Here is a 13,864-nt window from a genome sequence, read left to right on the forward strand (position 1 = left end):
AATGGAGTTTATTTTCGAGAAAGGGAACATCATTTCAATTTATGGAGCTTCAGGTACTGGAAAAACAAATATCGGGTTGGAATTATGTCAAGAGATACAACCCAGTTTATTTATATCTACTGAAGGTAAATCCTACTCTAGTAGGGTTGAGAAATTAAGGTTGAAGAAAGATATACTCTTCATAGAATCTTCCAATGTTTTTGAATTGTTATATGCATTATCAAAAACAACTGATTTACATGTGAAACTGATAGTTGTAGATACAGTAAATAAATTCTACAAATTATATAGAAATAAAAAGGATATTGAACTTCCCTTAATCCTTCTAAAATCTATTGCAGATGCGGGAGTAAAAGTGGTTATGTTGTGGCAAATGTCAGGAAATAATAGAGTTAGTGGCGAAAAATTTATGAGAAATTTTTCGGACGATATAATGAGATTAAGCAAAGGAATAATAATAGGGTACTCGAGATATTGCAAGTTCAAGATAAATGATAATGGCGTGATAGGATGTTTGTGATTGGGTTATTACTTGGATTGATATATTACATTCCAGCGTTGGTGGCTAACGGAAGTGCACCTTTTATAAAGAGCGGCACACCTATAGACTTTAAGAGAAAGCTGAACGATGGAAGGAGAGTATTGGGAGATGGAAAAACATTTGAAGGATTATTATTATCTCTAACATTTGGTACCACAGTTGGAGCTATAATTTCAAGGTTTTTAGGAATAGAATGGATAATTATCGGTTTTGTAGAAAGTTTAGGAGCTATGCTGGGGGATATGTTAGGTGCTTTTATAAAGAGAAGAATAGGATTAGAGAGAGGTGCCAGAGCTCCTATATTAGATCAGTTAGACTTTATTTTAGGTGCAACTGTAGTTCTTATTAGTTTCAATGTTAATCTAAATATCTATCAGGTCGTATTTGTTTGTGTACTAGTTATAGCTCTTCATATGTTTACCAACTATGTGGCGTATCGATTAAAAATAAAAAGTGTTCCATGGTAATATACTATATGCCAAAAAAGAAAGGCGATGAAGTAAGAAAAACTTATAGCGTCGTCAATAACGTGTACGTTATTATAATATTAGTTTTGGTAATGGGTATAACTATATTAGGCGCTATAGCGTTTCCATATTATATATCACCAATAACCTATTCTAATGGGGGGACAGCTCAAGCTGGTGGTATAGCTGTCCTTGCAGCTCTCATAATATTAGGCTTAATATTAGGCGTTTACTTTGTCGAGAATAAAAATTATGATATAGGCACTCCGATTCTTATCTTAATGCTGGTTATAATTGTCATTTATGTTTGGTTAGCTTACGGTTCAGCGGCGATTAAATTTATATTTAATATGTCGGGGTAATAAGTATGGAACCTATTAGGGTAAAATTATCCACAGGTAGAGAAGTAATTGTTGATGAAAATGCAATAAGGGTATTAAATGAATACGTGAGAACTCAAATGACATTGGAGCAACTCGCAAGAAGACTAGGTTTAACAAGCTGGGAAGAAGCTTATGAGCTAGTAAAACAAATTCCCTCATATGTCATGTGGACTCCTGTATCTATATATAGTAAGCAGGTACAATAAGAAAATCTGCCAATATAATTTCTATACTTTTCTATAGCAATCGGGTCTAGATTCGTATATAAGACCTTGTTTTCTCATATCGCTTATAAGTTTATCAAAAGAGGATTTTTCTATACCAGCGTTTTCAGCCTCCTTTGCAAGATCCTTGATTTTTACACATCCCTCAGAAGAGGATATGGTATCTATTATCTCCAATATCTTTGACATTTTTTCTCTGGCACTCTTCGGTTTACCTGTCATTATTGTATCAATATCTATTTTGCCTGATTCCACATCTATTCCTACTCTTTCTAGAAATATTCTCATTATATTTATTGCTCTTTCCGCATCTTCTCTTGAAACTTCCTCTTTTAGAGCCATTCTTGCATATGCCTCTGATATTCTTATTAATGCCTCAAGCTGTCTTGGTGTAATAATTATTGGTGAGTCTGGACTCTCTGAACTCTTTTTCCTCATTTCTACGAAGAAATCTAGAAGCAATTTTTTGGCTTCATCACCAAGTTTTGGACTTACATTTTTTCTTGAGTAAGCAATATATTTCTTAAGTAATTCAGTATCTATAGTATTTTGCTGGACAATGTTTTTAGACGCATGAACATTCAAAATGTGTGAAGCAAGTAACTCATCTTCTTTTCCTGGTTTATCTACTAATATGAATATCAAATCAAAACGCGATAATATCGTAGGTGGTAGATTTATGTTCTCAATAAGTGTCCTCTCTGCGATGTATCTGCCTAGCTTGGGATTTCCCGCAGCTATGACAGTAGCTCTAGCGTTTAGTTTTGCTACTATTCCAGCTTTTGCAATAGATACAGTCTGCTGTTCCATTGCCTCATGAATTGCAACTCTATCCTCCTCTCTCATCTTATCAATCTCATCTATTACTGCAATTCCACCATCGGCTAATACTAATGCTCCTGCTTCCAGGTAATAATCACCACTATTTTTATCTCTGGTTACAGTTGCAGTAAGTCCTGCTGCAGTAGAACCTTTTCCTGTCGTATAGACTGCTCTTGGTGCAACTCTGGCTGCAAATTGTAACATTTGTGATTTTGCTGTTCCGGGATCGCCTATTATGAGGATGTGAATATCTCCTCTAACTCGTGTTCCATCAGGTAGTAGCTTAGGAGAGCCTCCGAACAAGGATAATGCTATGGCTTCTTTAATTTCCCAGTGTCCATAAATTGATGGTGCTATTGAGGAAATTATTTTTTCTCTAATAAAAGAATCTTTTGAAAGTTCCCTGATTTTTTTCTCGTCCTCTTCCGATATATTTACCTCATCAAGTACCTTCTGGGATATTTCAATACTATTAACCTTTAAATAAATATCAAATATTGCTTTACTACCTCTTCTTATGTACGTATCTTTCTTTATCTCCAAAATTCCGACTACCTTAACTCTATCGCCAGGTCTCGAGATATCAACTAAATCGTCTTCAAATACAATCTCCACTTGACGAGGAAGCTGACCTGGAGGAATTTCCTCAGGTCTTTCTTGTATTACAGCTTTTTGCCAATCGATAAACTCTGACTTGTCCTCTATGAATTTGAATTGTCCAGGTTTGTTACATGCAGGACATACAGATGGTGCTTCAATGACCTCTCCCATATCTCCTTCTGGAGGCCATACAAACTCATGCATACAATCAGGGTTCATATGTTGAAATATGGCTTTTCTTAATCTTTCTTTAGGAGGGGTTGCTTTTACCAATATTCCTTCAACTGAAATTAGCCTTCCAGCATAGTTACTTCTTAGTTTTCTAAGTTCTACAACTCTAGGTACATTTAATATTCTCACATGTAATTCTCGTATTTCGTCTTGGTATGACGGATCTCTCTCAGTTACATAATCATAAAGTTTCTTTTCGATTAATGGAATGATTTCCTTAGGTGAATCTATAAGTTTAGTAGCAAATTTTTGGTTGAATGAGTATAAATCAGAGAAGTCTATGTAAATGCTTTTCTTTCTATAAGCTATTAATTCATTTATAAGATTTTGATATACTAATCTACCTTTGTCATCATGAAAAGTTGATATAAACTCTAGAAATAATTCACCATAATCAAGCTGAGAAGGGGTTTCCAATAATATCACCTGGACCTTTTTCTATAGCATATTTTATGTTTTTGTATACTAGTATTTCCTCAGTAGTCATTCTGTCCATTAGATTTTCATCTTCTACGTTAAGATAAGCTAACTGTATAATTTTTCTTATTCTAATGGACATTATTTCACTTAACATTTGGTAAGCTTTCTTTATATTTTCATATGTTGCAACATCATTCTTCTTTTTAAGCTCGTTGAATAGAATTCTGACTTTAAAGTAAAAATCTTTGGGAAGCTTAACTAAAGATGCAGGAACACTTGCAGTCTGTTTTTCCTGGAACAATATTCTACCCAGTTCATCTATTGTCACCATGTCTATCATTTTAACTATCCCTCTCTCTCGCAGAATATTAGCCAGCCACAACTCTATTTCATCTTCAGTACCTTTATTCAGGATAGACTCTTCTATCCCGTTATCAAATGGTCCCCAATCTTCTAGAACCATAACCTTCCTCTTGGACGTTTTATTCAAAATTGTAAGAGCCTTAATTTTAAGGGATATCGACATGACTGTTTATATAAGCTTTAAGGTAAAAGTATAAATACGACATTACTCATGGAAAGACCAACACTTCTCCTAACTGCTAAAAAGAACAAAGATAACATCTGCTTGATGGAAATACTTAACAGGATCCTGATAAAGGATATAAACGCTACAGCTGTCGAGATAGTGAAGAACGTGATTATTCTGTATTCTAATTTAAATCCAATGGAAGCTTATGGACTATTAATATCTGGACCTCCATCATGTGTTGCTAAAATATTTCCTATACATGGTGTGATAGATAGCATTTCTGAGGCTGAGGTAATTAGAAAATCTATTGATCTGTGTAAAAATATGTTAAAGAATACTTTTTATGTTCAATGTTACTCGAGGGGAGTAAGGGTCAATTGTAGAGAAATTGAAATAGGCATAGGCATAGGTCTTAGGGGAATTGCTAAGGTCGATTTCAAATCACCTGAGTTAATAGTTTTTGTAAATGTGGTAAGGGACAAGTCTTACATCTCGTTTTTAAAAAAGGGTAGAGAGAAAGTTTCGGTCAAGTCTCTGGGTCAAAATATATAGTATTACATCTAAAAATAGGATTAGGTGAAAGTTTTGGACGACATAAAGAATCTCATTGAAGATCTATTAGGAGGTGACACTGTATTTAACAATACTAAAATTTTAAATCCAGAATATATACCTTCGAATCTTCCTCATAGAGAGAATCAGATCAAAGAGATGACAGTTTCCTTTAGAGATCTTATATTGAATCCTGGAAGTTCTTCCATAAGATTGGTAATAATAGGAAGAACTGGAACAGGCAAATCTGTAACAACAAAGAAGTTCGGATTAAAACTCAGAGAAATAGCTCATGAGAGAAATTTGAGGTTAGAATACGTTCATGTGAATTGCCATAGACAGCGAACCTTATACCTTATTTTGCAAGAGATTTCTCAAGGTCTACGGTTACAATTGCCTAATAGGGGTTTATCTTCACAGGAAACATTTAGAATAATATATGATTATTTAGAGAAAAGGAATATTCATCTTGTTATTACTCTTGACGAATTTGACTATTTTGTGAGTACAGCACCACTGGAAGATATATATTTCTTAGTGAGAGTTTACGACGAGCTAAATGTAACTACCAAGAGACTACATTATATTTTCATTGTTAGGGAAATAACTAGTCTTTCAGGTTTAGATAAGAGTATTAAAGATCATATAATCAAGAACATCATAGATTTTCCACCTTATAAATCGACAGAACTATATGATATTCTTGCAGATAGAGTCTATAACGAGAAGGCGTTTAAGGAGAATTCTGTATCGGAAGACGTATTAAGGTTTATAGCTGAAGTTCATGGATTTGATAAAGGGGGTAGCGGAAATGCAAGAATATCAATAGAAACTCTTGAACTTGCGGGAAAAATTGCAGACAGTGAGAATTCACCAATTGTTACGTTAGAACATGCGAAGAAAGCTAACTCAAAAATTAACCCTGAATTAAGTGCATTAATTGATAGTATTAAAGAACTTGATCTTCATCAACTAATATTTCTAAAGGCTCTCGTATTATTACATGATCAAGAAGGAATAGACTTCTTTCCAATAGGAAAAATAGAACAAAGATACGTCGAATTAAGTAAGAATTTTGGTGAAGAGCCTAGGAGACATACTCAAATATTTGAATACGTTAGGCGAATGAAGCTAATGGGTCTTATAAACACAAGGCAAAGTGGTAGAGGGATGAGAGGAAGAACAACGCTAGTATCTTTACCTATACCTATTTCTATGGAATTTAAAGACTTAATAAATACAGAAATTAGAAAGAGGTTAGAACAATCGAGGATCTCATAAACTCCGTTATTTTAAAAGTACTTCGAATTCTCTTGAGAGAAGGAGAAATAAATATAACCAGACTGGCTAGAGAATCTCATGTTAATTACAAAAAGCTAGAAAAAGCTTTAGAGACGCTAGAGAGGAAAAATATAATAGAGATCTATGAGGGAGATAAGACTAAACTAATAAGGATCAATTATTCTAACCCTAAAGTAATAATACTAAAAAACCTGTTTGATGAACTTGAGAGTATATGACTGAAATTCGAATGATTGATATTTCAGGAAAAGATATAGTGCTAAGAGAAGCAATAGCTGAAGGATTTATAAAACTTAAGAAAGATACAATAGAAAAAATAACAAAGAGAGAAATAGAAAAAGGAGATGTGATCGCTACCGCAAAAGTTGCTGGAATTTTAGCTGCAAAAAAGACTCATGAGTTATTACCAATGTGTCATCCAATTCCTTTAGAATATATTAACGTAGAAATTGAGATTGAAAATGATGGGTTAAAAGTAGTCTCAACAGTTAGAGCTCATTACAGAACTGGAGTCGAAATGGAAGCTCTTACTGCTACTAGTATAGCCCTTTTGACTATTTGGGATATGGTAAAGAAGTACGAAAAAGATGAAGAAGGACAATACCCATTGACAGAGATCAGTAAAATTAGAGTTGTTAGTAAAATTAAGTCTTACGGCTAGAAGATCTCTTCGGATAATATTTTTTACTTTTTTCTGCCTTTTCTTCACTAGTTGGCTTACTAGCCTGTGTAAAAACGTTTAAAATTTCTTTCTCCCCTTCGGTCAGTTGGAGATAATTTTCTACTGCTTCTGCATGTCTAGTATAATAAGACGCAAGGAATGGTAAAGTGTCATTTAATACCTTTCTTTTTGAGGTATGAGTTTTTTCACCTATTTTTTTAAGAAGGGTCTCGATACTATCACGTTTTTCTTTAGTCCTAGCTAAGGCTTGAATATATTGTGGAAATTGATACTTTACCCATCTTGCCTTATAACCTGGTTTCTTTTTCTCTAATGACGCAAATGCAATACCTGGTCCCATTAAATCAAACACATATGATAATAAATCCCATCCTACTTGTTTAGCTCTTGTCAGGAAAACAGAAGCTCTAGATAGAGCCTCGTAAGCTCTCCAAACATCTTCCATGGACGTGTATTGTAATGGGATATTCTCATCAAACCATCTCATTAATAACTCATAATCAACCTGGCTATTTGTGACTGCATTTTTAGCCTGCCAATAATACTTAGCCCAAAATACGTCTCTAAGGGTTTCGAAGGGATCTAATTCCCTATCCTTTCTCCTTACTAACTCTTTTACGTTATCTAATGTGACTTTCCCATATCCCTCCGCTATACCTTGAAGCATATTTATACAATATCGTGCATCACCTTCGCTTTGCTCTATAATATGGTCTAGTGCCTCATCAATGCAAACTATTTTCTCCTTCTCACATATCCTCTTCAATAATCTCTTCAACGGATATTTTCCTAATCTTTTTAACTCTATCATTTTCACTGCGTTTCTTAAGCTTCTTAGAGACGGATCCCATGGATCATTAGCAGTGAGAATTACTGGATATTTTGTTTTTTCTATTAATTCTAAGATTGCAGGTATAGCACCGGCATCAGCCCTTGAATAAATTCCGTCTATTTCATCTAGTAATATTATTTTTCCCTTAATTCCAAATAAGGAGCCTGAAATAGATGCCCTTTCAGCAACATCCTTTATATCCCTTAAATTTCTTGAATCACTAGCATTCATCTCTAATAATTCTAATTTATAGTCTCTAGCTAATGCTTCAGCTAGAGTTGTTTTGCCTACACCTGGTGGTCCATATAATAGGACAGCTTTAGCTGTTGGTTCTCCATTAAGCCAACTTTCTATCCATTTTTTAAGTTCTTCTTTGACTTCATCTTGGTTTTCAACCTCTTGTAGACTTTTTGGTCTATACTTCAGGAACCATTGTAATGGCAATTACTTCCCTCCAGAATATTTTTCTGCATGTAACGCTAATTTCGCTAAAAAAGCCGACAACTGTATTTCATCGTCTGCTCCTTCCATAATTCTGAATTCTACCTCTCCTGCATAATCAACTAATATTACCTTTAGGTCATCTGGTATACTTATCTCATTTCCCGTGAGTTCTTTATGTACTTGTTTGATTATGTCCTCTCCAGATAATCCGTAATTTATGAGTAGTTCTCGTAACTTATCTCTGGCTTGTAAAAACTTACCACTAAGGGCTAAATGTAGCATTTCTCTTATCTCTTTGGGTTGGGCTAAACCCAGAACTTTATAAACAGTTTCTACGGTGATCTTTCCGTAAGCTGAAGCTGCTTGAATTACATTTATAGCTTTTCTCATATCACCTTGTGTTATATCAAAAATTGTTTCGATTCCTTTTGGATCAAACTCAACCTTTTCGTTCTTTGCAATCTGAATTAATCTGTTTACTACGTCTTCCTTCTTTAGAGGATAAAACCTGAATAATGCAGTTCTTGATTGTATTGGTTCAATGATTTTACTCAAATAATTGCATGCTAATATGAATCTCGTCGTCTCAGTATACAACTCCATTGTTCTTCTTAGAGCTTGTTGAGCGTCAGCTGTCATATTATCAGCCTCATCGAGTAATATGACTTTAAAGGGCACATTATTTGATGCGACTGTTCTGGCAAATTCTTTTACCTTATTTCGTATAACATCAATACCTCTTTCATCGCTTGCATTAAGTTCCAAAAAGTACTGTCTATAATTGTTCCCATAAAGATCTCTGACAAGTGCCAATGCTGCAGTTGTCTTTCCTGTACCAGGGGGACCTGCAAAAAGCAAATGTGGCATATTCTTTTCTTTAACAAACTTCTTTAATCTTTCTACTATTTCCTTCTGATTAACTATTTCGTCTAGTGATTTAGGTCTATATTTTTCTGCCCATAATATCTCTTCTTCCATTTTTCAACCCTTTCTTTTATACTTACCCATAATGAATCCTTTGTCAATCATATATCCTTCCATCATTCTCTTGAGCTCCTCTGCCGTAACACCAGATTTTACTGGTAACTCTGAGCTCAAGGCATATACATAAAAGAAGTATCTATGAGCCTGGTGACTTCTAGGTGGACAAGGTCCATTATAACCAACCCTTCCAAAATCATTTACACCTTGAATACCTACCCCGGCTTTCTCTATCTTCTTCACGTTTTCCTCTAATTTGTTCTGCTTTATATTGTAAATAACCCAGTGTATAAAAGTACCTCCAGGTGCATCGGGGTCCTCAACAATTATTGCATATGACTTTACATTTGGAATTTGATCCCATTCAAGTTCCGGAGAAATATCAGAACCATCACATGTATATTTATCCGGTATATAGTCTTCATTTTTAAAGGAGTTAGATCTTACGTTCACAAGAAAAAGATGTAAGGCTCAATAAAAAACCTATCTCTTAGTGATATAATATTCTTTCTCTTCATGCCCATTCTTGGTAATTTTAGTGACTATTACTCCTGTGCCTGTGAAGGAGTCCCTCTTTATAGAGGAGAATATAGCCCTCTTAGCTAATTCTGCAGCCTCATCTAGTGACATTTCTGGCTTGTAGTTATCCTCAAGTACTCCAAGAGCTTCCGGTGATCCTGAGCCTGTTGCAGTATACTCCTCTTCAGTTATATCCCCCAGATAATCTAAATTGTAGAGTCGTGGCTGATCATCTACTCCACCTATTAGTATTTGGACTAGATACGGGAAGTATTTAGATGAAGAAAGTACATTAGCTAGCCATGTGGCTATGCCTTTAACAGTTATGGGACCTTCGCCAGTTATAGAATTACGATGATATATATATTTTAAAGCTTCATATATAAATTGTAAATCAGCAACGCTACCTGCAGTCGTAATCCCTATATTATCGGTGACATATAAGACCTTTCTAACGTACTTATGAGCAACATAATAACCTGCGCTGGCTCTTCTATCAGCGGCTAATACTACTCCATCCTTGACCTTAATCCCTACGGTCGTTGTTCCCTTCAGAATTTTATTTTGAAGATTCATTAGAAATCAAGATACATGTATTTTACTTACTAATAAATCCAACAATATCTAATATCCTTTTAGCTATATCTAATACAGTCCCATCCTGATATAACTCTCCGCTCACCATTAAACCTACTGGTAGTCCGTTTAACTGTGCAACTGGAATAGAAATTGAGGGTGCTCCTGTTACATTAAATATCTCGGTGTTTGACACTAATTTTTCCCTAAATGTTAGCTCATTACCAATAACTTCAGAAATTTTAGGCGCTACAACTTTTGTAGTAGGTGATATTAGAACATCAACATCACTAAATATTTTCATGTACTCTCTAATTAACACATGTCTTGATCTCAACGCATCAACGTACTCATATCCCAATATTTTAGATCCATTTTCAAGCAGTCTTCTAACATCTGGAAAGTAATCATCTTTCCTCTCTTTAAACCACTTCCTATGGTAGCTATAGGCTTCAGGCAAAACTATCTTCCTTCTTATATCACCTGAATATTTCTCAAGAATTTCGTTATGAATTTCTTTAATATCGAAATAATTATTGAGTGTGTCAACTACAGGTTTCAGAGCCCTAGATACCTCGTCATCACCAAATAAAAATAGACCCACTCTGGGTCTTCTCCTAATCTGGGACACTAAAACAGTTTTATCAGTTAACGTTACTTCAAGGACTCTGTTTAAAGTTTGCATATCCTTAACTATGAACCCAACTGTATCTATACTCCAACTAAAAGGAATGATTCCATCTGTTGGGATCAATCCTATGCTAGGTTTAAATCCTATAACACCACATAGTGCTGCTGGTATTCTTACAGAACCACCGGTATCTGTACCTACACCTACGTCGACTAAACCTAATGCTACTGAAACAGCAGCACCACCACTGGACCCCCCTGAGATCCTTTCAATATCATAGGGATTCTTCGCAGGACCAAAAATTGACGACGTATTAGTAGCGCCCATTGCAAATTCATGCGTATTTGTCTTTCCGATAATTTCTCCGCCCTCCTCAAGTATCTTTTCCACTACATATGCATTGGTGTCAGGTATATAGTCATTAAGGATTCTAGATCCTGCAGTTGTTGGCACGCCTTTAATGTCTATAATGTCTTTAATCGAAAATTTCAGATTTGAAAGCCTACCTTTATCTCTCTTTTTTATATTCACCAGTCTGGTGAATATATTGTACCTCGAGTTTAATTCTTCTAATGACATCCTTATTCACACAAAAGAGTGGTTTAACTTTCTTTTCCGCTACTAACTCTTCTAAACTCATCTTATTATTTGTTATGCTCATAAAATATATTAAAGTTAATACTTTAAACTGACTATTATCTAGTAGTATTGTATATATTATGAGAATATTCTATCCGTATCGTTAAGTAGAATTTTAGAACTGTTCAAGAACTTTATTGTAACTCAACTTATTATATTTATAATTGATTGATTTAAACTTTATAACTATATCTTTCATAGATTTTATTTATATGTATTTTGAGCTAATCTAATGTTTCATTTCAAGTGATAAATTTTTATTTATGAGTATTAATATATATTGAATAAAATGAAAGCTATAGTGGTTCCTGCTCCCAAACAAAATTACTCATTGCAAGAGGTTAAAGATCCTAAACCAAACAGTGATGAAGTTGTTATAAGAGTAGTTAGAGCTGGATTATGCTACAGAGATCTGTTACAACTCCAGGGTTACTATCCCAGAATGAAATATCCGGTAGTTTTAGGACATGAGGTTGTAGGAGAAATAGAGGAAGTAGGGGATAACGTTAGTGGCTTTAAGATAGGAGATCGAGTGATTTCCCTACTTTATGCACCAGACGGAAGTTGTGAATATTGTAAAGTAGGCGAGGAGGCTTACTGCAAAAGAAGACTAGGCTATTCAGAGGAGCTAGATGGCTTTTTTGCTGAAAGAGCTAAAGTTAAGGTTACAAGTATTGTGAAAGTTCCACAATCTGTGAGTGATGATGCAGCGGTGATTGTTCCATGTGTCACTGGCATGATATATAGGGGTATAAGGAGAGCTGGAGGAATCAATAAGAATGAATACGCTCTAGTTACAGGAGCAAGCGGAGGTGTTGGTATTCACGCAATACAGGTCGCAAAAGCATTAGGGGCAAGAACAATAGGTGTTACCACCTCTGAAGATAAAGCTAAAGTAATTAGAAAATATGCAGATCACGTTATAGTGGGAAGTAAGTTTTCAGATGAGGCAAGAAAGATCGGAGATATAAGTTTAGTAATAGACACTGTTGGGACGCCTACTATTGAGGAGAGTCTTAGATCGCTGAGAATGGGAGGTAAACTTGTTCAAATTGGCAATGTAGATCCTTCTCAGATATATAGTTTAAGGTTAGGTTATTTGATTTTAAAGGATATTTTATTAGTAGGTCACGCATCAGCTACTAAATACGATGCTGAACAGACCCTTAAACTCACTGAAGGAGGAAACATAAGTGCAGTTGTAGCAGGTCATGTAAACTTAGACAATATTGATGAAGGCTATAGGATGATTAAAGATCGTAATAAGATAGGTAAAGTTCTGCTGAAACCATAAATTCTGGAAGTTAATATTTTTCTATGTGGAGATTAAGTTTAATGTATTAAAGATACCCTCTGATTTACTACCTCATTCAGAAGACGAGATTGATCAATTTAATGAAATTGCTGGATATATTTATGAAAGCATATTACACTCACAAGCATCAAAAGTGAATTTAGATGAAAAGATAATTCCACTTTCTTCTTTCTTACAAAGCAAAATGGTAGAGGGGTTGCTGGAAAATATTTATCATTACATGCAAATGCTAAAAGGAGCTAAATATTTGTCTGGAGATATTTCTATATCAATTAGTGAAGCCATAACATACACTGCACTCCATACGATATATAGTGTTAAGTTACGTAATATAATTCCTTTCAGAACAGTAAAATATCTAGGGATAATAGCTGATGCTGTCGTTGACCTGTCTAGGGAGGAGAAATTGGCTAAAGAAGTTGGAAGTGATTCTGGACTTCTATTTATCAATATAAGATCATCAATGAATCCTAAGAGTTATCAAATCATAGATAAAATAAGAAAAAGTCTCATAAACATAGAAACTGTCAGATATCCGGATAGCTTCGGGCTAATATCCATAGTTACGTTAGACAAGGGGGAATTAACTGATTCCTTTGTATTCATTATACCTTAAAGGTGGTAATGATGGACTGTAATAATATCTATAAAATACTAATTGACCTATGGGTTGGAGACTCAAAAGAAGCTGAAGATATGGCTAAGGAGTGCCTAAGTTCTCTAAGGGGCGATGTTGATAAGATCAGGAAAAATATTAAAGAGATTAAGCAACAAGTCCAAGCTGATTTTCTTCTTCCTAAGGCTCTAAGAGACAAAGGTGTAAGTACTGAGGATATACTAAAAATATCAATGTATGAACTTGCAAGGAGAGCTGCTATATTCTCAGGTCCAAGTAAGGTGAAAAAGAACGAAATTCTGAAATATAGTCTCATAAATATGGAGGAAAAACTAATTCTTAAGGGAACATGCGAAAGATGTAAGGGTTATAGATATGCTGAACTCACGAACGGATTTCTAGTAGTTATGGACGATTTAATTTACGCTGAGTCACGATCTAAAGATGAGGACAGAATTGTAGGTGAGATAACTAAGATTCTATATAGCTTAAGGGAAAAATGATAAAAATTCAAAATCCTCAAAAAATTTTGGTCACACGAAAAGATTTTACTTT

At 34.7% G+C, this 13,864-nt stretch carries 18 protein-coding genes; 11 read left to right on the plus strand and 7 right to left on the minus strand.

Going from position 1 to position 13,864, the window contains the following annotated elements:
• The first annotated feature begins 1 nt into the window (after window position 1).
• Genes SACI_RS04280 through SACI_RS04295 form a run of 4 tightly spaced genes read left to right on the plus strand, consistent with a single transcriptional unit; the run spans window position 2 to window position 1,597 of the window.
• A complete protein-coding gene (locus SACI_RS04280; RefSeq protein ID WP_011277761.1) occupies window positions 2-520 on the plus strand; it encodes an AAA family ATPase in 519 nt (172 codons plus the stop codon).
• On the plus strand, window positions 511-1,008 hold the full coding sequence (locus tag SACI_RS04285) for a CDP-2,3-bis-(O-geranylgeranyl)-sn-glycerol synthase (protein WP_015385516.1): 498 nt from the start codon (window positions 511-513) through the stop codon (window positions 1,006-1,008). The genes SACI_RS04280 and SACI_RS04285 overlap by 10 nt, the downstream gene beginning before the upstream one ends.
• A gap of 8 nt (window positions 1,009-1,016) precedes the next feature.
• On the plus strand, window positions 1,017-1,370 hold the full coding sequence (locus SACI_RS04290) for a hypothetical protein (protein WP_230937967.1): 354 nt from the start codon (window positions 1,017-1,019) through the stop codon (window positions 1,368-1,370).
• A gap of 5 nt (window positions 1,371-1,375) precedes the next feature.
• Window positions 1,376-1,597, plus strand: a complete 222-nt coding sequence (locus SACI_RS04295) for a hypothetical protein (RefSeq protein ID WP_011277764.1) — start codon at window positions 1,376-1,378, stop codon at window positions 1,595-1,597.
• Window positions 1,598-1,618: 21 nt separating this feature from the next.
• On the opposite strand, the gene mcm is transcribed toward SACI_RS04295, so the two are convergent.
• Entirely contained in the window at window positions 1,619-3,685 is a 2,067-nt protein-coding gene (gene mcm / locus SACI_RS04300) for a minichromosome maintenance protein MCM (RefSeq protein ID WP_011277765.1), read from the minus strand.
• Window positions 3,663-4,214: a hypothetical protein gene (locus SACI_RS04305; RefSeq protein WP_011277766.1), complete on the minus strand. Its 552-nt coding sequence runs from the start codon at window positions 4,212-4,214 to the stop codon at window positions 3,663-3,665. The genes mcm and SACI_RS04305 overlap by 23 nt, the downstream gene beginning before the upstream one ends.
• 48 nt (window positions 4,215-4,262) lie before the next feature.
• On the opposite strand from SACI_RS04305, the gene SACI_RS04310 reads away from it, so the two are divergent.
• The 4 genes from SACI_RS04310 to moaC are packed head-to-tail and all read left to right on the plus strand — an operon-like array spanning window position 4,263 to window position 6,735.
• Window positions 4,263-4,772: a THUMP domain-containing protein gene (locus SACI_RS04310; protein WP_011277767.1), complete on the plus strand. Its 510-nt coding sequence runs from the start codon at window positions 4,263-4,265 to the stop codon at window positions 4,770-4,772.
• 24 nt (window positions 4,773-4,796) lie between these two features.
• Entirely contained in the window at window positions 4,797-6,053 is a 1,257-nt protein-coding gene (locus SACI_RS04315) for an ORC1-type DNA replication protein (RefSeq protein WP_015385517.1), read from the plus strand.
• 26 nt (window positions 6,054-6,079) lie between these two features.
• On the plus strand, window positions 6,080-6,292 hold the full coding sequence (locus SACI_RS04320) for a hypothetical protein (RefSeq protein WP_147127844.1): 213 nt from the start codon (window positions 6,080-6,082) through the stop codon (window positions 6,290-6,292).
• Entirely contained in the window at window positions 6,289-6,735 is a 447-nt protein-coding gene (moaC, locus tag SACI_RS04325; protein WP_011277770.1) for a cyclic pyranopterin monophosphate synthase MoaC, read from the plus strand. Before SACI_RS04320 ends, moaC begins: the two co-directional genes overlap by 4 nt.
• Here moaC and SACI_RS04330 read toward each other — a convergent pair.
• From SACI_RS04330 to SACI_RS04350, 5 genes are read right to left on the minus strand one after another with little or no spacing between them, the layout of a single operon-like run.
• On the minus strand, window positions 6,719-8,032 hold the full coding sequence (locus SACI_RS04330; protein WP_011277771.1) for a replication factor C large subunit: 1,314 nt from the start codon (window positions 8,030-8,032) through the stop codon (window positions 6,719-6,721). The genes moaC and SACI_RS04330 overlap by 17 nt on opposite strands.
• Complete coding sequence (locus tag SACI_RS04335) at window positions 8,033-9,010, minus strand: replication factor C small subunit (protein WP_011277772.1); 978 nt, start codon at window positions 9,008-9,010, stop codon at window positions 8,033-8,035.
• A gap of 3 nt (window positions 9,011-9,013) precedes the next feature.
• Window positions 9,014-9,466, minus strand: a complete 453-nt coding sequence (locus SACI_RS04340) for a YbhB/YbcL family Raf kinase inhibitor-like protein (RefSeq protein ID WP_011277773.1) — start codon at window positions 9,464-9,466, stop codon at window positions 9,014-9,016.
• Window positions 9,467-9,496: 30 nt separating this feature from the next.
• Window positions 9,497-10,108 carry an archaeal proteasome endopeptidase complex subunit beta gene (gene psmB, locus SACI_RS04345; protein ID WP_011277774.1) on the minus strand — a complete coding sequence of 204 codons (612 nt, stop codon included), beginning with the start codon at window positions 10,106-10,108 and terminating at the stop codon, window positions 9,497-9,499.
• A gap of 22 nt (window positions 10,109-10,130) precedes the next feature.
• Window positions 10,131-11,318, minus strand: coding sequence for an amidase (locus SACI_RS04350; protein ID WP_011277775.1), 1,188 nt, complete (start codon window positions 11,316-11,318; stop codon window positions 10,131-10,133).
• 349 nt (window positions 11,319-11,667) lie between these two features.
• On the opposite strand from SACI_RS04350, the gene SACI_RS04355 reads away from it, so the two are divergent.
• Genes SACI_RS04355 through SACI_RS04365 form a run of 3 tightly spaced genes read left to right on the plus strand, consistent with a single transcriptional unit; the run spans window position 11,668 to window position 13,812 of the window.
• Window positions 11,668-12,672: an acryloyl-coenzyme A reductase gene (locus tag SACI_RS04355; protein WP_011277776.1), complete on the plus strand. Its 1,005-nt coding sequence runs from the start codon at window positions 11,668-11,670 to the stop codon at window positions 12,670-12,672.
• A 25-nt stretch (window positions 12,673-12,697) separates the two neighbouring features.
• Window positions 12,698-13,309, plus strand: a complete 612-nt coding sequence (locus SACI_RS04360; protein ID WP_011277777.1) for a hypothetical protein — start codon at window positions 12,698-12,700, stop codon at window positions 13,307-13,309.
• Between the two features lie 8 nt (window positions 13,310-13,317).
• Window positions 13,318-13,812: a hypothetical protein gene (locus SACI_RS04365; protein WP_230937966.1), complete on the plus strand. Its 495-nt coding sequence runs from the start codon at window positions 13,318-13,320 to the stop codon at window positions 13,810-13,812.
• Window positions 13,813-13,864 lie beyond the last annotated feature (52 nt).

Origin of the sequence: Sulfolobus acidocaldarius DSM 639 (genome assembly GCF_000012285.1) — an archaeon.
GTDB classification, from domain to species: domain Archaea; phylum Thermoproteota; class Thermoprotei_A; order Sulfolobales; family Sulfolobaceae; genus Sulfolobus; species Sulfolobus acidocaldarius.